This window comes from Collinsella sp. BG-O-102 (genome assembly GCF_023656745.1).
Classification (GTDB): Bacteria; Actinomycetota; Coriobacteriia; order Coriobacteriales; family Coriobacteriaceae; genus Collinsella.
In genome coordinates, this window is the sequence record NZ_JAMOKO010000008.1 from 78,272 (window position 1) to 102,487 (window position 24,216).

24 protein-coding genes are annotated in these 24,216 nt (G+C 61.3%); 1 reads left to right on the forward strand and 23 read right to left on the reverse strand.

What is annotated here, in order from left to right; all coding sequences use genetic code 11:
• Positions 1-9: 9 nt before the first annotated feature.
• The 23 genes from dxr to rpsP form a co-directional block, all read right to left on the reverse strand.
• Positions 10-1,197: a 1-deoxy-D-xylulose-5-phosphate reductoisomerase gene (gene dxr / locus NBH09_RS05655; RefSeq protein ID WP_250787311.1), complete on the reverse strand. Its 1,188-nt coding sequence runs from the start codon at positions 1,195-1,197 to the stop codon at positions 10-12.
• Positions 1,197-2,096, reverse strand: a complete 900-nt coding sequence (locus NBH09_RS05660; RefSeq protein WP_250787312.1) for a phosphatidate cytidylyltransferase — start codon at positions 2,094-2,096, stop codon at positions 1,197-1,199. The genes dxr and NBH09_RS05660 overlap by 1 nt, the downstream gene beginning before the upstream one ends.
• Before the next feature lie 2 nt (positions 2,097-2,098).
• A complete protein-coding gene (gene uppS, locus NBH09_RS05665; protein WP_055309876.1) occupies positions 2,099-2,893 on the reverse strand; it encodes an undecaprenyl pyrophosphate synthase in 795 nt (264 codons plus the stop codon).
• A 1-nt stretch (position 2,894) separates the two neighbouring features.
• A complete protein-coding gene (gene frr, locus NBH09_RS05670; protein ID WP_006236112.1) occupies positions 2,895-3,431 on the reverse strand; it encodes a ribosome recycling factor in 537 nt (178 codons plus the stop codon).
• A 2-nt stretch (positions 3,432-3,433) separates the two neighbouring features.
• On the reverse strand, positions 3,434-4,156 hold the full coding sequence (gene pyrH, locus NBH09_RS05675) for a UMP kinase (protein WP_035138557.1): 723 nt from the start codon (positions 4,154-4,156) through the stop codon (positions 3,434-3,436).
• Between the two features lie 117 nt (positions 4,157-4,273).
• Positions 4,274-5,143 carry a translation elongation factor Ts gene (gene tsf / locus NBH09_RS05680; RefSeq protein WP_022094736.1) on the reverse strand — a complete coding sequence of 290 codons (870 nt, stop codon included), beginning with the start codon at positions 5,141-5,143 and terminating at the stop codon, positions 4,274-4,276.
• A gap of 45 nt (positions 5,144-5,188) precedes the next feature.
• A complete protein-coding gene (rpsB, locus tag NBH09_RS05685; protein ID WP_006236109.1) occupies positions 5,189-5,917 on the reverse strand; it encodes a 30S ribosomal protein S2 in 729 nt (242 codons plus the stop codon).
• Positions 5,918-6,136: 219 nt separating this feature from the next.
• The gene (locus NBH09_RS05690) at positions 6,137-7,057 is read right to left on the reverse strand and encodes a tyrosine recombinase (RefSeq protein WP_350446087.1); all 921 of its coding nucleotides are present in this window, start codon (positions 7,055-7,057) and stop codon (positions 6,137-6,139) included.
• On the reverse strand, positions 7,054-8,391 hold the full coding sequence (gene trmFO / locus NBH09_RS05695; RefSeq protein WP_161144691.1) for a methylenetetrahydrofolate--tRNA-(uracil(54)-C(5))-methyltransferase (FADH(2)-oxidizing) TrmFO: 1,338 nt from the start codon (positions 8,389-8,391) through the stop codon (positions 7,054-7,056). The genes NBH09_RS05690 and trmFO overlap by 4 nt, the downstream gene beginning before the upstream one ends.
• A gap of 14 nt (positions 8,392-8,405) precedes the next feature.
• Entirely contained in the window at positions 8,406-9,338 is a 933-nt protein-coding gene (locus NBH09_RS05700) for a DNA-processing protein DprA (RefSeq protein WP_117745984.1), read from the reverse strand.
• Positions 9,338-10,861, reverse strand: coding sequence for a YifB family Mg chelatase-like AAA ATPase (locus NBH09_RS05705; RefSeq protein ID WP_250787314.1), 1,524 nt, complete (start codon positions 10,859-10,861; stop codon positions 9,338-9,340). Before NBH09_RS05705 ends, NBH09_RS05700 begins: the two co-directional genes overlap by 1 nt.
• Positions 10,861-11,346: a YraN family protein gene (locus NBH09_RS05710; RefSeq protein ID WP_055250020.1), complete on the reverse strand. Its 486-nt coding sequence runs from the start codon at positions 11,344-11,346 to the stop codon at positions 10,861-10,863. The genes NBH09_RS05705 and NBH09_RS05710 overlap by 1 nt, the downstream gene beginning before the upstream one ends.
• Positions 11,347-11,535: 189 nt before the next feature.
• Positions 11,536-12,324 carry a ribonuclease HII gene (gene rnhB, locus NBH09_RS05715; RefSeq protein ID WP_250787315.1) on the reverse strand — a complete coding sequence of 263 codons (789 nt, stop codon included), beginning with the start codon at positions 12,322-12,324 and terminating at the stop codon, positions 11,536-11,538.
• 93 nt (positions 12,325-12,417) lie between these two features.
• Positions 12,418-12,759: a 50S ribosomal protein L19 gene (rplS, locus tag NBH09_RS05720; RefSeq protein ID WP_250787316.1), complete on the reverse strand. Its 342-nt coding sequence runs from the start codon at positions 12,757-12,759 to the stop codon at positions 12,418-12,420.
• Positions 12,760-12,968: 209 nt separating this feature from the next.
• Positions 12,969-15,719 carry a pyruvate, phosphate dikinase gene (gene ppdK / locus NBH09_RS05725; protein WP_250787317.1) on the reverse strand — a complete coding sequence of 917 codons (2,751 nt, stop codon included), beginning with the start codon at positions 15,717-15,719 and terminating at the stop codon, positions 12,969-12,971.
• A gap of 299 nt (positions 15,720-16,018) precedes the next feature.
• On the reverse strand, positions 16,019-16,894 hold the full coding sequence (locus NBH09_RS05730; RefSeq protein ID WP_250787318.1) for a pyruvate, water dikinase regulatory protein: 876 nt from the start codon (positions 16,892-16,894) through the stop codon (positions 16,019-16,021).
• A 34-nt stretch (positions 16,895-16,928) separates the two neighbouring features.
• The gene (glyS, locus tag NBH09_RS05735) at positions 16,929-19,025 is read right to left on the reverse strand and encodes a glycine--tRNA ligase subunit beta (protein WP_250787319.1); all 2,097 of its coding nucleotides are present in this window, start codon (positions 19,023-19,025) and stop codon (positions 16,929-16,931) included.
• A gap of 3 nt (positions 19,026-19,028) precedes the next feature.
• The gene (locus NBH09_RS05740) at positions 19,029-19,940 is read right to left on the reverse strand and encodes a glycine--tRNA ligase subunit alpha (protein ID WP_006236091.1); all 912 of its coding nucleotides are present in this window, start codon (positions 19,938-19,940) and stop codon (positions 19,029-19,031) included.
• Positions 19,941-19,999: 59 nt separating this feature from the next.
• Positions 20,000-20,563 carry a signal peptidase I gene (lepB, locus tag NBH09_RS05745; protein WP_250787320.1) on the reverse strand — a complete coding sequence of 188 codons (564 nt, stop codon included), beginning with the start codon at positions 20,561-20,563 and terminating at the stop codon, positions 20,000-20,002.
• 2 nt (positions 20,564-20,565) lie between these two features.
• Positions 20,566-21,324 (reverse strand): tRNA (guanosine(37)-N1)-methyltransferase TrmD, encoded by a 759-nt coding sequence (gene trmD, locus NBH09_RS05750; protein ID WP_250787321.1) that lies wholly within the window; start codon positions 21,322-21,324, stop codon positions 20,566-20,568.
• A 10-nt stretch (positions 21,325-21,334) separates the two neighbouring features.
• Entirely contained in the window at positions 21,335-21,826 is a 492-nt protein-coding gene (gene rimM / locus NBH09_RS05755) for a ribosome maturation factor RimM (RefSeq protein ID WP_250787323.1), read from the reverse strand.
• 34 nt (positions 21,827-21,860) lie between these two features.
• Positions 21,861-22,106 carry a KH domain-containing protein gene (locus tag NBH09_RS05760; protein WP_171021534.1) on the reverse strand — a complete coding sequence of 82 codons (246 nt, stop codon included), beginning with the start codon at positions 22,104-22,106 and terminating at the stop codon, positions 21,861-21,863.
• 42 nt (positions 22,107-22,148) lie between these two features.
• Positions 22,149-22,490, reverse strand: coding sequence for a 30S ribosomal protein S16 (gene rpsP / locus NBH09_RS05765; protein ID WP_022094749.1), 342 nt, complete (start codon positions 22,488-22,490; stop codon positions 22,149-22,151).
• Between the two features lie 201 nt (positions 22,491-22,691).
• Between rpsP and dinB the strand changes: the two genes are divergently transcribed.
• Complete coding sequence (dinB, locus tag NBH09_RS05770; protein ID WP_250787322.1) at positions 22,692-23,945, forward strand: DNA polymerase IV; 1,254 nt, start codon at positions 22,692-22,694, stop codon at positions 23,943-23,945.
• The last annotated feature ends 271 nt before the right edge of the window (positions 23,946-24,216 follow it).

Here is a 24,216-nt window from a genome sequence, read left to right on the forward strand (position 1 = left end):
CCTTATGGGTTAGGAACGGGTTGCGGCGAGTACCTGCGCAGCCTTTTCACGCGCCCACGCATCGATGTCGCGAAGCTGCTCAAACGAATCGACCGCCTGCATATCGTGGGCATCCATGCAGGATTCCACAATGCGATCGATATCGGTAAAGCTGCAGCCATCGTGCAGGAAGGCATCGACGGCGACCTCGTTGGCGGCATTGAGCACGCACGGCATGGTGCCACCCGTCTTGCCGGCACGCTCGGCCAGTGCCAGACAGCGGAAGGTATCCATGTCGGCAGCATCAAACGTGAGCTGCCCCAGCTCGCGGAAATCGATACGAGGCGCCGGGGTATCCCAACGCTCGGGATACGAGAACGCGAACTGGATGGGAATACGCATGTCGGAAGCACCGAGATGCGCCATCACGGAGCCGTCGGCAAACTCGACCATAGAGTGAATCTTGGACTGACGCTGCACGACCACGTTAATGAAATCGAGGTCGCAGTTAAACAGATGCATGGCCTCAATGCGCTCCAGGCCCTTATTCATGAGGGTGGCGGAGTCGATGGTGATCTTAGCACCCATGGCCCACGTGGGATGTGCGAGGGCATCGGCACGCGTCACGCGATCTAGCTCGTCGCGCGTGCGGCCAAAGAACGGACCGCCCGAGCAGGTGAGCCAAATACAATGAGCCTCGCGCGGGTTCTCCCCCAGATAGCACTGGTAGATGGCGGAGTGCTCAGAGTCGACTGGAATAAGCTGGCCCGGTTGCGCCAACGGCATAAGCAAGTCGCCACCGACGACGAGGGACTCCTTGTTGGCAAGGGCAAGACGCTTATTCGAGGTCAAGGCCGCATGGCTCGCCTCGAGACCGGCGGCACCCACAATAGCGACAAGCACGCAGTCGACATCGTCGCGACGCGCGAGCTCGCAAACCGCCTGCGCGCCAACGCCGAGCTTCGTTCCCTCGGGCAACTCCTGCAGCACGGCGTCATCGCCATGAGCGACATCGGCCACGGCAACCGCCGGAACCGAGAACTCGCGGGCAGCGGCAACGAGCTCGGAGGTACTGGAGTTAACGGATAGCGCCGTCACCTGCAGGCGATCGGCATGCTGGCGGCACACATCGAGCGCCTGGGTGCCGATAGAGCCCGTACAACCCAGGATGGCAACACGGAGACGTCCATCGGGGCCATACGTCGTCTGGAAGGACATTACAGCACGCCTCCGATCATCAAAAGCAGCTGCGCGGTAATGCAGCCAAAGATAAGCGAATCGCTACGATCGAGCATGCCGCCGTGGCCCGGGATAAGGTTACCGGAATCCTTAACGCCCACACCGCGCTTGATGCGCGACTCGATGAGGTCTCCGATAACGCCCAGGACGGACACGACCACGCCGCACAGCAGCGCATAGGGCAGGCTGAGCTTGTAGAAGTGCGTCGCCCACAGGATGAGCCAAATCAAAACCGAACCCAGGATGCCGCCGACAAACCCCTCCCAGCTCTTTTTGGGAGAGATCTTGGGAACCATCTTGTGCTTGCCGATACGGCTACCCACGATGTAGGCAAACGAATCGGAGACCCAAAGGGACGCGCAAACGCCCACCGAAAGCAGGGCGCCGGCAAAACCGGGCACGGCATCGCGCAGCAGCACGATAGCCGACAGCATAAAGCCAGTGTAGATGGGACCCATGAGCGTCACGGCCACATCAGAGATGCGGGTACGCGGCGACCAAACATACCAAATGCCCACAGCGAGCATCAGGGCAAAAAGCAGGGCATTCAGCAACATCGAATCGCCCAACGCCGACAGCGGAAAGAGTACGGCGGCAGCGATACCCATGCGCTCGTTAGCCATCTTGCCATCGAGCCTCGTCATACGGAAAAACTCATAGCAGCACAGACCGCTCATGACAGAAACAAAGATGGCCGTGGGCACAATACCCAAAACCAGGCACAGGATAAAGACAACGGCATAGACGATACCGGCGGCGGCACGGGTGATAAAGCCGGCAAGCCACGAACCGGTGCCATTCTTCGCTGCGGGCGCTCCCGCAGCGACAGCCTTGCGCTCAGATGTCTTGGAAGCAATTGCCTTGGGACGATCGGACACGATTAAGCCTCCTCGGTCTTGCTCAGACCACCAAACCTACGGTCACGGCCCTGATAGGCCAAAATGGCGTCGACAAGGCCCCAACGATCAAAGTCGGGCCAATAGGTATCGGTGACGTAGAATTCGGAATAAGCCACCTGCCACAGCAGATAGTTCGAAAGGCGCAGCTCACCAGAAGTGCGAATCACAAGCTCAGGATCGGGAAGGCCAGCGGTATAGAGGTGGGAAGCCACCATGTCGTCATCAATTGCGCCAGGATCGATCTTACCGGCGGCAGCGTCGAGTGCGATCTGACGGACAGCGCGGGTAATCTCGGCACGCGCGCCGTAGTTGACGGCAAGCGCCAGCGTCATGCCGGTGTGATTGGCGCACTCGGCAAGACCTCGCTCAAAGACATCGCGGGTCTTCTTAGGCAGTGCGGAAATATCGCCCAAAAAGACAACGCGAACGTTTTCGCGCTTAAGCAGCGGCAACTCATCGATAAACGTCTTGGCAAACAAATGCATCAAAACGTTGACCTCGTGCTGCGGACGATTCCAGTTTTCGGTGGAAAACGCATAGGCCGAAAGGACGTCGACACCCAAGCGCACGCATGCGGTAATGATCTCGCGCAGGGAGACGATACCCGCCTTGTGGCCCTCGGTGCGTGCAAGACCGCGCGACGTGGCCCAACGACCGTTACCGTCCATGATGCACGAGATATGGTGCGGAATGTTATTAAGGTCAAGGTCGGAAAAACCGACGCCCGCAGGGGCGTCGGCAAAGTACTCGACCAGTTTATGCTCGTCGTATTGCACCTTAGATCTCCATGACCTCGGCTTCTTTTTCCTTCAGAAGCTCCTCGACCTTGGCGACATACTCATCAGTGTGCTTCTGGACCTTGGCCTGCTCGCGACGGACATCGTCCTCGGTGAGCTCCTCATCGCGCTCGAGCTTGTTGTTGAAGTCGCGACGGATGTTACGGATAGACACCTTGGCCTGCTCGGCGTACTCGCGGCACTCCTTGACGAGCTCGCGACGGCGCTCCTCAGTGGGAGCCGGGAACGGAAGACGAACGACGGTGCCATCGGAGTTGGGGGTAATACCCAGATCGGAAGCGCCGATGGCCTTGACGATAGCATTGATGAGTGCCTTGTCCCACGGCTCGATGAGCAGCATGTGGGCCTCGGGGGTCTTGACGGCGGCAACCTGCGTGACCGGCGTGGGAACACCGTAATAATCGACGGTGATGTCGGACAGAATGTTGGCATTGGCGCGGCCGGTACGGACCTTGGAGAAGTTATGCTTGAGGGACTCGAGCGACTTGTCCATATGGGCGGTGATGTTCTCTGCCATGCTTAATCCTCCTGATAGACGAGCGTGCCGACGGGCTCACCCGAAAGCGCGCGCTTGACGGTGTCCTCGCCATCGATGTTGAGGACCAAAATCGGCATACGGTTATCCTGGCACAGTGCCGTAGCCGTGGAATCCATAACCTGCAGACCGCGGACAAGAACCTCGTGGTAGGTAATCTTGTCAAAACGGACAGCATCGGCGCACTTGACGGGATCTTTGTCGTAGATGCCGTCAACCTTGGTGGCTTTAATCAGAATCTCGGCGCCGATCTCGCACGCACGAAGAGCCGCGGCGGTGTCGGTCGTAAAGTACGGATTGCCCGAACCGGCAGCAAAAATAACGACGTTGCCCTTGGAAAGGTGGTTGATGGCGCGACGACGAATATAGGGCTCGCAGATCTCGTTCATCTGGATAGCGCTCATCACGCGGCAGGGAACATCGTTGTGCTCGAAGGCATCCTGCAGGGCGAGCGCGTTCATAACGGTCGCGAGCATGCCCATATAATCGGCCTGAGCACGCTCCATGCCACCGGCAGCGCCGGCCATGCCGCGGAAAATATTGCCGCCGCCGACAACGACGCCGACCTCATGGCCAACGGCTAGCAGCTCCTTGACCTGCTTGGCAAGATGGTCGGTAACCTTGGGGTCGATGCCATATTGGCCGTCGCCCATCAGTGCTTCGCCGGAAAGCTTAAGAAGCACGCGTTTATATCGGATGTCGGACAAAGCGATCCTCCTTTAATTAGACTCTCAATATGATATCAAAGGCTCTGATAAGAGCCATGAAAAAGCAGGCTGTGAGTAAAACCCACAGCCTGCTCATTACCAGCTACAAGAGCTTATTTACTCGCCACGGACCAGACGGTCAAAGGCAACGACGGTAATGGTGTCGCCGAGCTCCTTGGAGACCTGCTCAGCGTACTTCTTGATGGTGAGGGAGCTGTCCTTGATGAACTCCTGCTCGGTGAGCACGGACTGCTTGTAGAACTTCTCCAGACGGCCGACAGCCATCTTCTCCTGGATAGCCTCGGGCTTGCCGGACTCGGCAGCCTGGGCCATGTAGATCTGCTTCTCGTGCTCGACGGTCTCGGCCGGAACCTGATCGCGGGTAGCGCAGATCGGGGCGACGGCAGCAACCTGAAGGGCAACGTCGTGAGCGAAGGTCTTGAAGGACTCAGCCTGAGCGGTCTCGGCCTTCTCGAAGGCGAACTCGACGAGGACGCCGATCTTACCACCCATGTGGATGTAAGAAGCGAGCGCGCCGTTCTCGGCCTTGCGGGCAGCGAAGCGGGAGATCTTCATGTTCTCGCCCATGATGTGAATCATCTCGGTGAGCTCGGAGGAAACGGTCTCCTCGCCCATCGGCTTCTCGAGCAGAGCGTCGACGTCAGCAGGCTCAGTGGTAGCGACAACCTCAGCGACCTTGGAAGCAAAGCCGGTGAACTTGGCGTTGGAGCCAACGAAGTCGGTCTCGCAGGAGAGCTCGAGCAGAGCGCCGGTCTTGCCATCCTCGGAGACGAACGCGGCGACAGCGCCCTCGTTGGTCTCACGGCCAGCCTTCTTGGCAGCCTTGGCAAGGCCGTTCTTACGCAGAACGTCGACAGCGGCGTCCATGTCGCCGTCAGCCTCGACGAGAGCCTTCTTGCACTCCATCATCGGGGAGTCGGTCATCTCGCGGAGCTGCTTGACCATAGCGGCGGTAATCTGGGCCATTGTGGTTCCTTTCAAAGAGATGAAAAAGAATTAACTAAGACTGATTTACTCGGCCTTGGGCTCAGCGGCCATCTCGGCCTCGGAGACCTGCTCCTTGCCGGAGCCAGCGAGGCAGGCGTCAGCCATGAGCTCGCACATAAGGGTGACAGCGGAGATAGCGTCATCGTTGCAGGGGATGCCGTACTCGACCTCGTCGGGATCGGAGTTGGTGTCGATCAGGGCGACGACGGGGATGTTCAGGCGCTGAGCCTCCTTGATGGCGTTCTCCTCGCGCTTGGTGTCGATGACGAAGAGAGCCTGGGGCAGACCCTTCATGTCGCGGGCGCCACCGAGGTTGGTCTGGAGCTTGGTGAGCTCCTTGCCGAGAACAGCCTGCTCCTTCTTGGGCAGAACAGCCATGCGGCCGTCCTCGACCATGGCCTCGAGCTCCTCCATGCGGTTGATGCGGGAGCGGATGGTGACGAAGTTGGTCAGCATACCGCCGAGCCAACGCTGGTTGATGTAAGGCATGTTGGCGCGCTCAGCAGCGTTCTTGACGGCCTCCTGAGCCTGCTTCTTGGTGCCGACGAACAGCACGTTGCCGCCCTTAGCGACGTTCTTGACGAAGGTATAGGCCTGGTCGGCGTCGAGGATGGTCTGCTTGAGGTCGAGGATGTAGATGCCGTTGCGCTCACCAAAGATGAACGGCTTCATCTTGGGGTTCCAGCGACGGGTCTGGTGACCGAAGTGGCAGCCGGCCTCGAGCAGGGTGCGGATATTAATCTTGGTAGCCATGTTAAACCTCCTGTGGTTTGCCTCCGCGCGGGGTCATCCTCCAAAACCAACCCGGACATGTGCTACCAAAGCCCGGGCACCACGGTATGAAGTAGCCGCGCGTGCGTGATAAAAACATGTTGCCGTGAAGCAACCCGATGAATGATAGCAGGAATGCTTCTTCCTGCCAACCCGCAATCAAAACCACACACCTCGGTGCGGCGCGGGACGTCCCAGCCACTATTCGCCGCGGGGATGGGCTTGAGCCACGGCACGTTTGAGCCGATCGGGTGTGAGATGTGTGTAAATCTGCGTCGTGGACAGGCTCGCATGGCCCAGCAGCTCTTGAACCGAGCGCAGGTCCGCACCGCCCTCGAGCAAGTCGGTCGCAAAGGTATGGCGCATCGCATGCGGGGCGATGTCGGCCGGAATGCCGGCGAGCGTCGCCAGCGTATGGAACCGCCGCCTGAGCATGGCGGCACTCATGCGATTGCCGCGCACCGATATAAGCAGCGGATGTGGCCCGGTGGCGGGGTCACGGCGCTTTGCCTGAGCGAGCAACACCGGCCTCCCCTCCTCAATATAGAAACGAGTCACCTCGAGCGCACGACGATACAGGGGGACGATACGTTCTTTGCTCCCCTTGCCCCACAGGCGCAGCGTGCGCTCGGACCATGAGATGGATTCCACATCGAGCGCCGCAAGCTCTGAGATGCGGGCACCCGAGGCATAGAGCAACTCAAGCATCGCCGCATCGCGCAGTCCCGCGGGTGTTGAGGTATCGGGGGCTTTGAGGAGTGCCTCCACCTGTTGAGTCGTAAGGACGCCCGGCAGGTCGCGCGGCAGCTTGGGCGATGCGATCGCCGAGACCGCATCGCCCTCGACAATCCCCTCGACAGCCATCCACCGATAGAGTGAGCGAATGGCAGACAGGTGTGCCGCAAGGGTCCGAGCCGCCACCTGGCCACGCGACAGCTCGGCCAAATAGGAACGAACGGTCCGTACGTCGGCGGCGCGAGCGTCGATGCCCTCGCGTTCGCACCAGGCAGCAAAGCGCTCCAGCCTCGAGCCATAGGCCGTCACCGTGTTGGGAGAAAGTCCCTCGACGCGTGCGATATAGGCGATAAACGAGTCGACGGTGTCGTACAGGTCAAAGGCTATGACCGGTCGCCTCCAAACAGATCGGGGCGAGTAGCCAGATAGGCGTCAAGGGCCTCGAGCGCACGGTCCGCATAGGCCTGGTAGCGGTCGCGCTTGCTGCGGCGCTTACCATCCTCGAGTGGCGGCACCAGGCCAAAGTTGACATGCATGGGCTGGTAGCCCACGGTGGCAGGATCGGTCGCATAGCCCACGAGCGCGCCCAGGGCGCCCACGCGGGGCAACTCGACGCCCGCGGCGCCGATAGCCTCGGCATAGGTGTTGAGCGCCGCGAGCAGACCGGTCGCCACGGCTTCCATGTACCCCTCGGTGCCGGTGATCTGACCGGCCAGGCGCACGCCGGTACCAGGCACGGCAAAGGTGCCATCGAGCACGTGCGGGGCGTCGACAAAGGTATTGCGGTGCATGACGCCGTAGCGGAAGAACTCAGCGTTCTCCAGGCCCGGCACCATATGGAAGACGCGCTTCTGCTCGCCAAAGGTCAGGTTGGTCTGGAAGCCCACCAGGTTATAGGCGGTCTTCTCCTTGTTCTCGGCACGCAGCTGAATCGCCGCCCAAGGGCGACGTCCGGTACGCGGGTCGGTGAGGCCGACGGGCTTCATGGCGCCAAAGCGAATGGCGTCCTTGCCGGTGCGCGCAACTTCCTCGGCAGGCTGGCAGGCCTGGAACAGATCGCCGCCCTCAAAATCCTTGAGCACCACGCGGTCGGCCGTGGTAAGCGCCTCGATAAAGGCCTCGTACTCCTCCTTGTTGAGCGGAGCGTTGAGATAGTCGCCGCTCCCCTGCTCCTCGTAGCGCGACTGCGAAAACAGCACGTCCATATCGAGCGTGGAGGCATCGACGATCGGCGCCGCGGCATCGAAGAACGCAAGGGCGTCGCCACCGACGAGCTTCATGACCTCTTCGCTCAGCGCCGGTGAACACAGCGGGCCCGCGGCAATGACCACGTGGCCCTCGGGGATCTGGGTGACCTCGCCGTGAACGACCTCGATATTGGGGCGGGCGGCAACCTCGGCCTCGACAAGCTCGGAAAACTTGACGCGGTCGACCGCCAAGGCACCACCGGCGGGAACAGCGGCGCGATGGGCGCAATCGAGCAGGACTGAACCCATGCGCTCAAGCTCGGCCTTCAGCAAACCAGCCGCAGAATCCGGACGGGTCGACTTAAACGAATTGGAGCAGACGAGCTCTGCCAGGTGATCGGTATGGTGGGCCGGGGAGCTCACCTGGGGGCGCATCTCGCACAGCTTTACGGCAAACCCGCGGTCTGCCAGCTGGATCGCGCACTCCGAACCCGCCAGACCGCCACCGATAACCGTCACCTGATCGAACTGCATCTGCAAACACCTTTCTAATTGACACGTTTTCCATTGTGACCGAAGGGCGTCTGGGCGTGAAGGGCAAACTTGGAGGGCGCATACCTTCCATCCATCATGCGCTCGATAAGGCCCTCGAGTTCAAGCGAACCCAAGAGTTTGAGTACGCCGACAGCATCGAGTGAGACGAGCGCCGCGATGTCGTCGACCTTGAGCGGAGAGGCGATGAGCGCATGCATCACGGTCTGCTGTGTTGGATTCAGGTCGGCAATGCCGGGAGCATCGGGGCGCGAGTAGCGCAGGGTGCCGTATATGCGAGAGATAGCCATCTCGATGGACTCCTCGTCGACAATGCAGCAGGCACCGTTCGCAATGAGGTAATTCGTGCCACGCGACTCGGGCGATAGGATCGACCCCGGCACGGCAAGAAGTTCGCGCCCCAAATCCATAGCAGCCTCGGCTGTAGAAAACGTCCCGGAAGGCATACCCGCCTCGGATACAAAGAGGGCTTGCGACAGGGCCGCGATCACGCGATTGCGACGCGGAAAGGCAAACTTGCGCGGACCCATGCCCCACGGAGAGATCGACACGACCGCGCCACCCGTATCGAGCGTGCGAGTAATAAGCCCCGCGCTCGAACGCGGGTAGACCACGTCGGCGCCCGTCCCCAGCACCACGACGTGTTTGCCGCCGGCGTTGACCGCAGCCCAACCCGAGGCCTGGTCACAACCGACCGCACCGCCCGAAACTACCGTCACTCCCGCCTCAACCGCCACCTTCGCCGCAAGCTCTGCCACGGCAAGACCATACGGCGAGGCCTTTCGCGCACCGATGATGGAGAGCGCGGGCGTCGAAAGCGCCTCGGGGTTGCCGCGCACATAGAGCGTCTGAGGTACATCAGAAAGCTCCAAAACGGTCTCGGGATACAACGCGTCACCTGGATGCAGCTCGAAGGTCCCCTCAGCCATCATTGGTCCCTCCTTCCCTGGTACATCGCCGCCTCGAGCACGTGGTCCTGCGTCACCTGCTCGCTCTCGGCGACATCTGCGATCGTGCGCGCAATGCGAACAAGGCGCACGATGCCACGCCCTGTGAGATGCGTGCGCTTCGACAGGCCGAGCACACACTTCTCCGCCGCATCATCGAGCTCAAAGGTCGAAACGACGCCGTCAATGGACCGAGTCTCGTCATCCTCGGCCTCGGCATCCGCATCTTCCATGCGGGATTCGCGCCAAGCGCGAAAGGCGCGACCGCGCACAACGTAGTCACGTAACTCGGCCGACGACATGCCCTCCGCACCCTCGATAATCACTTGAGGGTCGGGACGGGTCACATCGATCATCATGTCGATACGGTCGGCCAAAGGACCGCGCAGTTTAGACCGATAGCGCTCGACCATCGCCGCCGAGCAGCGACACGGCACCTCGCGATCGCCCAAAAAGCCGCAGGGGCAGGGATTGCTCGCAGCCAGCAGCTGAAAGCGCGACGGGAAGGTAAAAGCCCCGTCGACGCGTACGATCCTCACGTAGCCGCGCTCGATGGGCTGACGCAGCGTCTGCAGCACGCCAGTGGGAAACTCGGCAAGCTCGTCCAAAAAGAGCACGCCGCCATGAGCAAGGCTGATCTCACCCGGGTGCACCGGGCGCCCGCCGCCGATAAGGCCTGCGGTCGAAATACTGTGGTGGGGACTGCGGAAGGGGCGGTGCCCCGCCAACAAGCCATCAATGTTCTCACCCAAAACCGAATGGATGCACAGTGCCTCCTGCTGATCCTCAACGGAAAGCTCGGGCAGGATGCCGGTCATACGGCGTGCGAGCATCGTCTTGCCCGATCCCGGAGACCCGATCATGAGCAAGCCGAGTTCTCCTGCCGCCGCAAGCGCCATGCCGCGTTTAGCGACTTCCTGCCCCAGCACGTCTGCATAGTCGAGCTCGGGCTCAAAGGTCGCCTCGACACCCTCGGAATCCAAGTAGTGCCGTGCGGCATCGCCCATGCCGTGAGCAAGCTGAGACAGATGGTCGATAAAGCCGCAATCTACGCCCGCGAGTGGCACATGCTGGTCGGACCTGCCGGCGATAAAAGACAGCCCCATGTCACGAGCCAATAGCTGAAACGCCACCTCGCCCTTGACGGGAAGCACCGTACCGTCCAGACCAAGCTCACCTGCGATAAGGCAGCGATCGAGGTTGTCACGGGGAATCTGCTCATCGGCCGCTAGAACCGCGATGGCGATGGGCAGGTCAAAGCCGCTACCGGTCTTGCGGATATCGCCGGGTGCCAGGTTAACGGTAATGCCCGAGCGCGGGATCTCGAACCCGGCGGAGCGCATCGCGCAGCGAATACGACCGCGTGACTCCATCACCTCCATACTCGGAATGCCGAGCATCTGGATGCCCGGAACGCCACCGGCAAGCGAGACCTCGACCGTGACGTGAATCGCCTCGACGCCGCGGATGCAGGCCGCGTGAACGGCAAACGTCTCGAACGCCATCACGACACCTGCCAATCGAACGCGTTGTACTGATGCTCGATCTCGGCGATATGCCCGCCGCGGATGGTGACACCCACAGCATCGAAGCGAATCGCCTTGAGCGGATAATGCTCCATGAGATAGCAACTTGCGATGCGGCGGTAGCGGCGTTGCTTTTGGGCGTCCACGGCCTCCTCGGGAAAGACCCGCGTGGTGCAATCCAGCGAAACGCGTCTGGTCTTGACCTCGGCCATCACCACGACATCGTCGAGCTCATCGAGCAGCACCAGATCGGCCTCGCCCTCGGTGCAGCGATAGCCCTGCTCCAGCAAGGTGTAGCCGCGCTCGTTAAAGTAGTCGATGGTGATCAGCTCGCCCAGCATGCCTAGCTCGCGGGGACTGAGTCCCTTGATAAACTCGGGCGTCATCGCCCCGGAGTCGAGCTCGCCGTTTTCCCAACGCTCCTTGAGCTGCTGCGTCTTGCTCTTTTTGCTTGCGGCACTCATGGGGTCTCCTTTCCCGCACACTGCATTGCCCCGATGATGAGGGCACCTTTCATGCGGGTAAGTACCGGAAGCAAACCAAAAGCTGACCAAATGCCGTCAAAAAACGGGCCGTACGCAACAATGGTGTTGCATACGGCCCGCTACCAGCAGGTTTATAAAACCCCAGAGGTCCCTGTCTCCACAATTGGCTTAGAAAAGGTGCTCAGTCTGCAGAAAGTTTCCGCAAAAGCTCACGCGGTGCAGCGGACAAAGTCCATGTTTGCGAATGGCCTCGATGTGCTCGGGGCTCGCATAGCCCTTCGACTCGGCCAGATGGTACTCGGGATACTCGGCGTCGTACTCGACCATCATCTCGTCACGCGTGACCTTGGCCATGATGGACGCCGCGGCGATGCAGGCGATCTTGGCATCGCCCTTCACCACATCGCGCTCGTTAGGAACGGCGCCCAAGGGGTTGCCATCCATAAGCACGCAATCGGGCTCGAGCCCCGTATCGGCCACGGCGCCCGCAACGGCGGTACGGATAGCACGGGCCATGCCCATCTCATCGATATCCTTAGGCGCGATATGGCAAAAACCGATCGCCGTCGCCACCTCGGCAATCTTCACTGAGAGCAACTCGCGGCGCGCCGGCGTGAGCTTTTTGGAATCGTTGATGCCCCAGACGCGCGGCTCCATAGGAAGGCAGACAGCGCATACCGTCAAAGGACCGGCCACCGATCCGCGACCCACCTCGTCGACACCAACGACCACTCCATCGCCGCCAAGCTCATGCATAAGCTCGTACATGTCATTGACGCGCTCGCGCTCGGCAAGCTCTTTGGCATGGCGTTTGAGGGCGCGTTCGCAAGCCTTGATCACCTGCTGGCGCGGGTCCTCGCGATAATGCTCCACGAGGGCGGGAATCTCCTCAAACGTGGCGCTCGCCAACTCACCGGCAACCTGCGATGCCGAAACCGAGCTCGTCATGTTGGCCATACCAGGCCCTCCTTGCATGCAAATCAGATAAAAAGAAGGGCCACCCGAAGGTGACCCTTGTGTCCAAACGAGTGGACAGACGCTGCGATCTTCTTAGCGCTTCTCGGGGATGCGAGCAGCCTTGCCCACCTTGTCGCGGAGGTAGTACAGCTTGGCACGACGGACGCGACCATGACGAACGACCTCGAGCTTGGCGATCTTGGGGCTGTGAAGCGGGAAGGTACGCTCAACACCGACACCGAAGGACATCTTGCGGACGGTGAAGGTCTCGCGGGAACCGGCGCCGGCCATGCGGATGACGTCGCCCTGGAAGACCTGGATGCGCTCGCGGTCGCCTTCCTTAATGCGGTAGTGAACCTTGACGTTGTCGGCGACGCGAACCTGAGGAATGTCCTCGCGGATCTGCTGACGCTCGATTGCGCGGATGTAATCCATGTGCAATTCCTTACTCTTCTAGAGGTGCCGTACCACCTTGGCCGGCACGTAGTTGAACAAACGTATTCGAGTATACACGCGCGGGTTTCTGCTGCAAGAACAATTTTTTACGCAGACAAAAAGACAAAACCCGCACATGATAACCGCCCGCCTCACGAATGAGGCGGGCGGCATGAAGGGGGCTACGCTAGGCGTCTATACCCAAAACGTTAGGCGGAGCGCTTCGCCTCGAGCTTGGCCTGGGCGGCAGCCAGGCGTGCGAGGGGCACGCGGTAGGGCGAGCAGGACACATAGTCCACATCGGCCACGTTAAACAGGCCCTTGATGGACTTGGGGTCGCCGCCGTGCTCGCCACACACGCCAAAGTGCATGCCGGGGTTGGTGGCGCGACCCTTCTCGACGGCCATGCGCACCAGCTCGAGTACCGCAGAGTCGATGGTCTCGAAGGGGTTATCCTTCAAGATCTTCTTGTGCATGTACAGCGGGATGAACTTGGCCTCGGCATCGTCGCGGGAGAAGCCGAAGGTCGTCTGCGTGAGGTCGTTGGTGCCAAAGCAGAAGAAGTCGGCATGATGGGCGATCTCGTCGGCGACCATGCAGGCACGCGGCAGCTCGAGCATCGTGCCCACGGGAATATTGAGCTCGACGCCTTCCTCGGCGGAAACCTCGGCGATCACGCGCTCGATGACCTCGCGGGTCTGGACATGCTCCGCCGTGATGGAGACGAGCGGGACCATAATCTCGGGACGCGGGTCGACGCCTTCCTTGATAAGGCGGGCAGCAGCCGTTGCCACGGCACGGACCTGCATGAGCGGCAGATCGCTAAAGACGACGGACAGGCGCACGCCGCGTAGGCCGAGCATGGGGTTCGACTCGACCATGCCGTCGATACGACGCAGGCGGGTGCGCAGGACGGCAAGCTCTTCCTCGCTGGCGCCAGCGGCTTCCTTCTTGGTGATGGCGACCTCGAGCTCGCGAGGATTATCCAGGAACTCATGAAGCGGCGGATCGAGCAGGCGAACGACCACGTCGCGACCGGACATAGTCTTGAACATCGCCAGGAAGTCCTCGGTCTGAACCTTGAGCAGGTCGGCCAGGGTCTGCTGCTTCACGGTCTCATCGTCAGACAGGATAAAGCTCTGGATGATGTTCTTACGGTCGCCCAGGAACATGTGCTCGGTGCGGCACAGGCCGATGGCCTCGGCACCAAACCCGAGGGCGAGCTCAGCGTCCTCAGGGTTGTCGGCGTTGACGCGCACGTGGTTGGCGTGGCCATCGGTCTCGTCCAGGCGAATCTCGTCGGCCCAGGACAGGATAGTGTCCAGGTCGCCGGTAAGCTCGGCGGAGACCAGGTCGACAGCGCCATCGACGACGATGCCCTGGGTGCCGTCGATGGAGATGACATCGCCCTCGTGCAATACGCGGTCGCTGCCCTCGATGCGCACGACCTTCTCGGCGGCGTCGATGTGGAAGCGTTCAACGCCGCAGACGCAGGGCGTACCCATGCCGCGGGCGATAACGGCGGCATGGCTCGTCTTGCCACCGTGGCTTGTCAGAATGCCCTCGGCGGCGACCATGCCTTTCAGGTCGTCGGGGTTGGTCTCCCAGCGGACCAGGATAACCTTGTGACCCTCGTTGGCGCGCGCGACGGCGTCATCGCTCGAGAACACGACCTCGCCCACGGCGGCACCGGGGCTGGCGTTAAGACCGCTGGCCAGAACCTCGTACTTCTTGGAGGCGTCGAACTGCGGGTGAAGGAGCTGGTCGAGCTGCGCAGGATCGATGCGGCTCACGGCCTCTTCGCGGGTGATCAGGCCTTCCTCGACCATTTCGATAGCGATGCGCAGGGCTGCGGTAGCAGTGCGCTTACCCACGCGGGTCTGAAGCATCCAGAGCTTGCCCTGCTCAATGGTGAACTCGATGTCGCACATATCGCGGTAATGGTCCTCGAGCGTCAGGAACACGCGCTCGAGCTCTTCACCTGCAGACTCGAGGCCCGGGGTGGCCTTGAGGTCGCCAATGGGCTCGGTGTTGCGGATGCCGGCGACGACGTCCTCGCCCTGGGCATTAACCAAAAAGTCACCGTAGAACTCCTTGGTGCCGTCGGCCGGATTACGCGTAAAGGCGACGCCCGTCGCAGAGGTCTCGCCCTTGTTGCCAAAGGCCATGGCCTGGACGTTGACGGCAGTACCGAGCTCGTCGGAGATGCCGTGCTGTTTGCGGTAGATGCAGGCGCGCTCGTTCATCCAGCTGCCAAAGACGGCCTGGATGGCAAGGCGCAGCTGAAGCTCAGGATCGTGCGGGAAGACGGGCTTGCCGTCGGCAACCTCGAGCTCGGGATACAGGGCGGCCTCGACGTTCTCGGAGAAGATCCCCTTGAAGGTCTCGACGAGTTCCTGCAGGTCCTCGGCCGAAAGCTCGGAATCGACGCGAATGCCGGCGACCAGGCGGGCCTGGGTCAGGGCGTTCTCGAACAGGTCGGCATCAACGCCCATGACGACGTTGGAAAACATCTGGATAAAGCGGCGGTAGCTATCCCAGGCAAAACGCGGATTTTGCGTCTGGGCGATGAGACCCTGAACGGAATCGTCGTTGAGGCCCAAGTTGAGGACCGTGTCCATCATACCGGGCATGGAGAACGGAGCGCCCGAGCGAACCGACACGAGCAGCGGATCGGAGGCGTCGCCGAGCTTTTTGCCGCAGCGGGCCTCGAGGTCAGCCTCGGCGGCAACGATCTCATCGAGTGCGCCTTCGGGCCAGACGTTGCCGGCACCGGAGTACTCGACACAGGTCTGGCAGGTAATAGTAAAGCCACCGGGAACCGGCAGGCCGATACGGCTCATCTCGGCAAGGTTTGCGCCTTTGCCGCCAAGCACGAAGTTCATGGACTTGTCGCCCTCAGTGACACAGGTGCCCTGGGCGTCGGTTCCAAAACGATAAACCCTCTTGCAATCGCTCACGATACTTCCCCTTCCATGCGCTTACGCACACGACCGTGGTAACGAATCGACCCGCCGGTTACGGGCCGTGAGGGAACTATACGGCGGGCTTTATGCCGACATGAGAAGAGGATGCGCGGTTTGGTAAACGAGGTGAATATGGCGGTAAACGGTAGGTAAAGGTGGTTACCTTATGAAGATACCACTGCAAGAAAATTGCAGGTCAAATGCAAGTTTGTTGCTAAATCGCTTTACCAATATCGTGCATTATTTTTAGGTAGTCTTTTTGAGACGGTGTATTTTTTAGCTACCGAAATGAGTTAACTTTGCCGGGCTCGGCGGGCGGCGCGGCGGGCACGGGCTTCTTGGATTTCCTCCAAGTGACTTATGATCTCGGAGGCGCTCTCCTCGATCGCCTTGCCGTCGGTACGAACCACAAAGCAGCCTAGGCGCTTCATGAGGGCACGAGCTTCCTCAAGCTCGCTGCGCACGCTCTCGGGCTCGGCATAGGAGCCGGCAACGGCACGAGCGTAGTCATCGCCCAAGCGGCTATCGCGAATTTCGGAAATCACATCGACGGTCGAAATCAGGCCGAACAGGCGCATCGGGTCGACCTCGTAAATCGACTTCGGCGGCTCCATGCCATGGGCCAACGGAACATTGGCAACCTTGTAGCCCTGATAAGCCAGATACATCGACAGCGGCGTCTTGGACGTGCGCGATACGCCCAGCAGCACGATATCGGCACCCGACAAATCGTCGCAACCGCGCCCGTCATCGTGCTCAACGAAATATTCCATGGCCTCGATACGATGGAAATAGCGGTCATCGGTCCTGTGAATCACGCCCGCGACGCCTTTGGGCGGCACACCGATGAGCGACGATAGCACGGCGAGCGTCGGGCCGATCAGGTCGACCGAGCGGATATGCAGCATACCCAGGTAATCGAGCACGCGGGCGCGAAGAGCCGGATCGACAATGGTATGGAACACGGCAATATCGCGATGGTCTGCATCGACACGCGGGCCCACAAATGACTTGACCTGCTCCACGGAGGTCACCTTGGGCAGGCGTAAAACGCGAAAAGCCCCTTCATCAAATTGCCCGGACGCCGCAAGCACCACCTCACAAGCGGTATCGCCGAGCGAGTCGGAGATAACGATAACGGTGGGACGAGCGGTGACCGGGCAATCCATGCAGGGCTCCTTTTGCGCTTACGCGCAGGCTGGCTTACTTTTTGCGGGCAAGCTCACCGATGTTGGCGATACCGGAGAAAACGGCCTCGAAGCGGTTGAGCAGCTTAAGGCGATTATCGCGAAGCTGCTCGTCCTTGTCCATGACCATGACCTCGTCGAAGAAGCGGTCGATGGGGGCGCGCAGGGCGGCAAGGGCGGCAAATGCGGCCGGGTAATCCTCGGCAGCAAGGGCGGCGTCGACAGCGGTCTGAGCAGCCTCGGAGGCATCGGCAAGCGCGAGCTCGACCTCGCCCATCAAGGCGCGGTCGTACTCCGCGCCCAGCTCGGGCTTGGAGATATGCGCGGCACGGGCATAGGCCGTCGCCAGGTTGTCAAAGGTCTCGGCGTCGTTCTTGCGGGCCTCGTCGAGGGCGGCGCAGCGGGCGAAGAAGACGGACGGGGCGATGATGTGCACCGCAGAGACGGCGGCAACGGTATCGGCCGGGATCTTTTCGTCGCGGGCCATGCTCACCAGGCGGCCATGGAAGAAGTCGCGAACCTGCTGGGCGACCTCGGCGGCGTCGAACTCAATGCCCTGCTCACTGTAGAGCTCGAGAGCGAAGTCGATGAGCGACGTGGGGTCGATCGGCAGGCGGTCGCGCAGGATGTTGATGATGCCGATAGCGGCACGACGCAGCGCATAGGGGTCGGAGGAGCCGGTCGGGGGCTCGCCGATGGCAAAGATACCGGCAATGGTATCGAGCTTGTCAGCACAGGCCACGATGCAGCCAGCGGTGCCCTCGGGCAGATCATCGCCGGCAAAGCGGGGACGATAATGATCGCGGATAGCATGGGCGACCTCGTCGTTCTCCCCCATCGCGATGGCGTAGTAACCGCCCATCACGCCCTGCTGGCTCGTGAACTCGACGACGGCGTTAGACACCAGGTCGGCCTTGCACAGGTGAGCGGCGCGAGCCGCATCGGCGGCCAGATGGGCACCCAGGTGAGCCTCGCGGGCGATGGCGAGCGCGAGCTGCTCAATACGCTCGGACTTGGCGAGCACGCTACCGAGCTTCTCCTGGAAGGCGACCTTGGCCAGACGCTCGCGGAACTCGTCAAGGGAGATCTTCAGGTCCTCCTCATAGAAGAACTTGGCGTCGTCCAGACGGGCGCGCACGACGCGCTCGTTGCCGTCGATCACGCGCTCGGCATTCTCGGGCTTGCTGTTGGAGACGACTACGAACTCACGCGTGAGCTTGCCCTCGCCGTCATAAATCGGGAAGTAGCGCTGGTTGGTGAGCATGGACTCGCAGATAATCTCGTGCGGGACCTTGAGGAACTCCTCATCGAAGGTACCGACGAGCACCGTCGGCCACTCGCAGAGGTTGATAACCTCCTCGAAGACCTTCTTGGGCGTGTCGACATGGCAGCCGGGGCGAGCGGCCTCGACCTCGGCGATACCGGCAAGGATGGCCTCGCGACGACGCTCGGCAGAGAGCACGCCGGCGTCCTCGAGCACCTGCTCGTAGACGGCGGGGCTGGCGACCACATGGTCACCGGGGCCCAGAACGCGATGTCCGCGCGTGGTATTGCCACTCGTCACATCGGCAAACGACACGGGCACGACGTCCTCACCCAAAAGGCAGCAGATCCAACGGACCGGACGAACAAACGTAGCGTGCTCGTGGCCCCAGCGCTGGCTGCGGTAGTTGGGCCACTGCAGGCCGGCGATAGTCTTCTCGCACAGAGACGTCAGGATCGGCGTAGCCGGAGCGGAGGGAATGTTCTTCTCGGCGAACACGTACTCGCGGCCGTCGGTGTCCTCGCGACGGACCAGGTCCTCGGCAGCCACACCGCACTTGCGGGCAAAGCCCTGGGCGGCCTTGGTGGCGTTACCGTCGGCATCAAAGGCAATGTTTGCCGCGGGGCCGCGCTTGACCTCGTGAACCTCGACGGTCGCGGTGGCGACGTCGGCAACGAGCGCAGCCAGGCGGCGCGGGCTCGAGATCACGCGGACCTCGCCGTGGGCCAGACCGGCCTCGTCGAGACCCTTGGCGATCATGGTGCCAAGCTGCTTGACGGCATTGTTCAGCGGTGCGGAGGGCATTTCTTCCGTACCGATCTCAAACAGGAAATCCTTAGCGTCTGCCATGGCTTACGCCACCTCGCCTTCCTGGTCGGCATTCTCGTTGACTCCGGCGACCTCGGCCATGTAGGCCTCGCAGCACGCCTTGGCGACGGCGCGGACGCGCAGGATGTAGTTGGCACGCTCGACCGCGGACAGCGCGCCACGGGCATCGAGCAGGTTGAAGGCGTGGCTGCACTTCATGACGCAGTCGTACGCCGGCAGCGGCAGCTTGCGCTCCAGACAGGAGTGGCACTCGGCCTCGTAGTCGTCAAACTTCTGACGCATCATCTCGACGTTGGCGACCTCAAAGTTGTAGGCGCTGAACTCGCGCTCGTTCTCGAGGAACACGTCGCCATAGGTCATGGGCGTGCCGTCGGGCAGGTAGCTCCACACCAAGTCGTAGACGGAATTGACGCCCTGCGCATACATGGCGATGCGCTCCAGGCCATAGGTGATCTCGACGGGCACGGGGTCGACCTCGATACCGCCCACCTGCTGGAAGTACGTAAACTGCGTGACCTCCATGCCATTGAGCCAGACCTCCCAGCCAAGGCCCCAGGCGCCGAGCGTCGGGCTCTCCCAGTCGTCCTCGACAAAGCGGACGTCATGGTCGTTGGGGTCCAGACCGATAGCGGCAAGAGACCCCAGGTAAAGCTCCTGGGCGTTGACCGGAGAGGGCTTGATAAGCACCTGGAACTGATAGTAGTGCTGCATGCGGTTGGGGTTCTCGCCGTAGCGGCCGTCGGCGGGACGGCGGCAAGGCTGCGCATAGCAGGTGCGCCACTCGGCGGGACCGAGCGAGCGCAGCGTGGTCGCGGTATGGAAGGTACCGGCACCGACCTCGGAGTCATAGGGCTGCATAATGACGCAGCCCTGCTCGCCCCAGTACTGCTGGAGACGCAAGATGATGTCTTGGAAGGAAAGCGATGAAGCGTTCATGCCTCTAATATCCCCTCGTCGAAACGATTACACGGTTAGGTACTGTACTATAGCGGTTTTTAGTCGATAGCGCCGATGCGGTTGAGCGGCCAGTAGCGCACAAGCGCCACAGCGATCAAATCAGAGCGATCGACGGGACCAAAGTAGCGTGAGTCGGCAGAGTTTTCGCGGTTGTCGCCCATCACCCACACGCACCCGCCGGGAACGGTGTAGGGATAGCTTACCTGAGCGCCGGGCGCTTGGACCGAAAGTGGCCAGCTCATGCCCGTCGTATAGTCCTCGTCGAGCGCTTGGCCGTCAACGACCACCTTGCCATCCTGCAGGTCGACCGTCTGGCCGGCCGTGGCAATAACACGCTTGACAAGAACATCATGCTCGGAGGTGCCATCGGGGTTGTGAAACACCACGATATCACCCTGCTTGACGGGCTGACCGAGCTCGAGGCTCACCTTTTGTGCCAGGATCTGGTCGCCAATCTCGATCGTGGACTCCATGGAGCCGGTGGGCACCACAAAGGGCTCGACCACAAACGAGCGAATCAAGAAGGTGGCCACGAGCGCGATCGCGATGACCGCGATCCACTCAAAAGCGCCCCTCAACGCGGAATGCTGCGATGGAACCATTCTCACTCCTCGCTCTGCGAATACGCAGCGTCCAAAATCTCCTGCGCGTAAGCGCGCTCCTGGGGCGTAAGGCGCGCCGTCTCGATCAGATCGGGACGCCAGCGGCAGGTGCGCTCGATGGCGTTCTTGCGACGCCAGGCATCGACCTTGGCATGATCGCCACTCACGAGCACCGGCGGCACGCCCTCGCCGTTGAACTCGGCAGGACGGGTGTACTGCGCGTACTCGAGCAGTCCTCCGTCCTCGGCGGTCGAGAACGACTCGTCGACGTTGCTCATCTCGTCGCCCAGGGCGCCGGGGATGAGACGTACGACGGCATCGGCAACGACCATGGCGGGTAGCTCGCCACCCGTAAGCACATAGTCGCCAATCGACAGACGCTCGTCGGCATACGCATACGCGCGCTCGTCGACGCCCTCGTAACGGCTGCACACAAACAGCAGGCGCTCACTTTTGAGCAGGCGCTCGGCCACATGCTGCGTAAAAGGCTCGCCACAGGGGGTAAAGAACACCACAGTGGGCTTGGGACCCTCAGAGCTGATGGCCTCGATCGCCTCGGCAATAGGTTCGACCTTCATGAGCATGCCCTGCCCGCCGCCGTACGGCTCGTCATCGACGGTACGATGGCGGTCGTGCGTCCAGTCGCGCAGGTTATACGCCTTAAAATCAAAAAGGCCGGCCTTGCGGGCGCGGCCCAAAATCGACGTGGACATGACGGGCTCAAACATCTCGGGAAAGACCGAAAGGGTCTCGATCAGCATGTTGTCCTCCCTACTTGTCCATATCGATCAGGCCGTCCATAACGTGGACGGAAATTGTTCCTGTGTCGGGAAGATCGAGCACGACCTGCTCGATCACGGGAATCAGTACCTCGCCGTACCGATCGCCCTCGACAACCCAAACATCGTTAGCGGGCGTTGACATGATCTCGACGATCGTGCCAAGCGAACCGAAGCGCTCGTCGACCACCTCGCGACCCATCAGGTCGGTATAGGCAGCGTCGAGCGAGTCGAGCTCAAAGTCGTCACGATTTGCCAGCACGTAGCATCCCGTGATGCCCTCGGCGGCCGTCAAGTCGTCAATGCCCTCAAACGAGACCAGATCGCCATCGCCCGTATCGGTGACGGACACGACCGTGCAAAAGCGGTCGCGCTTGAGCGCCGGCGGCGTCAGGGAGACGCGCATACCCGGCTCTAATACAGAAGGAAGCCCCCGCAGCGGCTGCGCGAGGACCTCCCCCTTCCTTCCGTGCGGCTTGACCACACGGGCGATGTTTTTGTACTGGGACCTCAAGGTCCTAGCCCAGAACCTCTACCTCGACAGCAGTGTCGAGGCGAGCGGCCAGTGCACGGGCGAGCGTGCGAATGGCCTTGATGGTACGGCCACGACGGCCGATGACCTTAGCGACGTCATCCTCGGCGACCGAAACCTCAATCGTAGAGGCGTCGTCACCATCGATGACCTCAAGGCTCACGGAATCCGGGTCGTCGACGATCTGAACAACGAGATATTCGACGAGATCGGCGATGCGATCTGAGAGCATTGCCTCACCCTCGAGCTGTGCAGCGTCAACCTCAGGCACGATTTACTCCTCGGCGCCCTCAGCGGCCTCAGCGGCAGCCTTAGCGGCCTCGGCCTCTTTGGCGAGCTGCTTCTTGGACTTCTTGACGACGGTCTCAGTCTTCTCGCCCTCGTTGGCGGCCTTGACCAGAGCGGCGACGGCGTCGGTGAGCTGAGCGCCCTTGGACTGCCAGTCGGCGATCTTCTCGAGGTCGAGGTTGATGGTCTTGGGGGCGGTCATCGGGTTGTAGCGGCCAACCTCCTCGATGATACGACCGTCACGCGGGGCGCGGGAATCGGCGACGACGACACGGTAGTACGGACGCTTCTTAGCGCCGTGACGAGCAAGGCGAATCTTGACTGCCAAAGGAAACTCCTCCAACCAAGCAGCTTTAGGCTGCAACTACAAACAAACAGTTGAACATAATACGCCATCGACGCGGGCAGGTGAAGTCCGTGAGACCAACTTCTTCGGTGTAGTCGAGGGCAAATCCATATCTTAGACAAGAATTCGGGATTTGCAAGCACATACACGCACCCCACATGAGCTGCGCGGTATACTCATGACATGGAAAGACGCGAACATACATACGGTTATGAGGATGCCACGGGCGTCACGCCGCCTCCCTGGACGGGTCCGGCGGTGGGCCTCATGGACCTCGATGCGTTTTTTGCGAGCGTGGAGATGCTCGATCATCCCGAATGGCGAGGAAAGCCGCTCATCGTGGGCGGAGACGCCGATTCGCGTGGCGTCGTGTCCACGTGTTCGTATGAGGCACGTCGCTTTGGCGTGCACTCTGCCATGGCCTCGGCCGAGGCGCGGCGCTTATGCCCGCAAGCCATTTGGACGCATGGGCACTTTGATCGCTACCGCGAGGTGAGCGCGCAGGTCATGGCGATTCTCGCCGACGAGACCCCGCGCGTTGAGCGCGTATCCATCGACGAAGCCTTTATCGATATCACACCGGGCCGCTTTGCGCCCGAAGACCCGATGCTGGTTGCGCGGCGTATAAGCGACCGCGTGGCAGCGCTGGGAGTGACGTGCTCCATTGGCGTGGGCTGCAACAAGACGGTCGCAAAGATCGCAAGCGAGCGGGATAAGCCGTTTGGGCTGACCATCGTGCGCCCCGGAACCGAGCAGCGCTTTTTGGCCGCACTGCCGGTATCTGCCATGAGCGGCATCGGGCGCTCGGCCGAGGAGCGACTGCGCCGCATGCGCATCTACACCCTCGGCGAGCTTTCGCGCGCGCCTGAGTCCACACTGGCCTCTATTTTTGGCGTCAACGGCGAACGCATGCGCCAGCGTGCGCTGGGACTCGAAATCTCCGAAGTCACGAGCTTCGATGAAGAGCGCGAGGTCAAGTCGGTCAGCAATGAACGCACCTTTGCTAAAGATCTGACTGAGCGTGGGGATATTGAGGCGGCAATTGCGCTGTTGGGAGAGTCAGTGGGACGCCGCCTGCGCCGTCAGGGACTGACGGGCGCCACGGTGACGCTCAAGCTCAAATACTCGTATGGCAGCGGACGCTCGGCGCAGCGGCGGCTTCCACACCCCACCGATGACGAGAATATCTTTGTTGCCGTAGCGCTCGAGCTGCTCGACAACATCTGGCAGGAAGGCATGCATGTTCGCTTAGCGGGCATCGGCATGAGCGACTTCGATCACCAAGGCGGCATCCAGACCGACCTGTTCTGTGAGATCGATGACCGCGGAGCCCAATCCAGCGACCGCCGCGACCTCTCCGTCGCTATCGACGCCGTCCGAGACAAATTCGGCGACAGCGCCCTTTCCTTCGGCCGCCAATCACGCTTCAATAACTAGTCTTTTTTGGACGGGGGGGTTGCTGCCTTCCGCCCGACACGGCATTGGTAGTCAATTTGGGACGGGGCTATTTTAGCTACCCCTATATATCGGTTGAGATTCATTCGGCCTAATTCATTCACCGTCAGCCAAAGGGTAGCTAAAATAGCCCCATTACAGTTTGAGTCGTCCGAAAGGGCGGCTCTTTTCCGTTGCACGGCTATACGATTGAGCCGTACCGGTGGTCGCTGGCCGACCGCCCCGGACGGCCGTCAGCCCCTGCCCCGTAGAG

Excerpts from the sequence above, each read along its gene's own strand:
- NBH09_RS05740 (WP_006236091.1), bottom strand. The coding sequence starts at position 19,940 with ATGAACGCTTCATCGCTTTCCTTCCAAGACATCATCTTGCGTCTCCAG.
- lepB (WP_250787320.1), bottom strand. The coding sequence starts at position 20,563 with ATGGTTCCATCGCAGCATTCCGCGTTGAGGGGCGCTTTTGAGTGGATC.
- tsf (WP_022094736.1), bottom strand. The coding sequence starts at position 5,143 with ATGGCCCAGATTACCGCCGCTATGGTCAAGCAGCTCCGCGAGATGACC.
- glyS (WP_250787319.1), bottom strand. The coding sequence starts at position 19,025 with ATGGCAGACGCTAAGGATTTCCTGTTTGAGATCGGTACGGAAGAAATG.
- NBH09_RS05710 (WP_055250020.1), bottom strand. The coding sequence starts at position 11,346 with ATGAGTGCCGCAAGCAAAAAGAGCAAGACGCAGCAGCTCAAGGAGCGT.
- rplS (WP_250787316.1), bottom strand. The coding sequence starts at position 12,759 with ATGGATTACATCCGCGCAATCGAGCGTCAGCAGATCCGCGAGGACATT.
- trmFO (WP_161144691.1), bottom strand. The coding sequence starts at position 8,391 with ATGCAGTTCGATCAGGTGACGGTTATCGGTGGCGGTCTGGCGGGTTCG.
- NBH09_RS05730 (WP_250787318.1), bottom strand. The coding sequence starts at position 16,894 with ATGGATTGCCCGGTCACCGCTCGTCCCACCGTTATCGTTATCTCCGAC.
- trmD (WP_250787321.1), bottom strand. The coding sequence starts at position 21,324 with ATGCTGATCGAGACCCTTTCGGTCTTTCCCGAGATGTTTGAGCCCGTC.
- rnhB (WP_250787315.1), bottom strand. The coding sequence starts at position 12,324 with ATGGCCAACATGACGAGCTCGGTTTCGGCATCGCAGGTTGCCGGTGAG.
- frr (WP_006236112.1), bottom strand. The coding sequence starts at position 3,431 with ATGGCAGAGAACATCACCGCCCATATGGACAAGTCGCTCGAGTCCCTC.
- NBH09_RS05705 (WP_250787314.1), bottom strand. The coding sequence starts at position 10,861 with ATGGCGTTCGAGACGTTTGCCGTTCACGCGGCCTGCATCCGCGGCGTC.
- NBH09_RS05760 (WP_171021534.1), bottom strand. The coding sequence starts at position 22,106 with ATGCTCTCAGATCGCATCGCCGATCTCGTCGAATATCTCGTTGTTCAG.
- NBH09_RS05700 (WP_117745984.1), bottom strand. The coding sequence starts at position 9,338 with ATGGCTGAGGGGACCTTCGAGCTGCATCCAGGTGACGCGTTGTATCCC.
- rpsB (WP_006236109.1), bottom strand. The coding sequence starts at position 5,917 with ATGGCTACCAAGATTAATATCCGCACCCTGCTCGAGGCCGGCTGCCAC.
- dinB (WP_250787322.1), top strand. The coding sequence starts at position 22,692 with ATGGAAAGACGCGAACATACATACGGTTATGAGGATGCCACGGGCGTC.
- dxr (WP_250787311.1), bottom strand. The coding sequence starts at position 1,197 with ATGTCCTTCCAGACGACGTATGGCCCCGATGGACGTCTCCGTGTTGCC.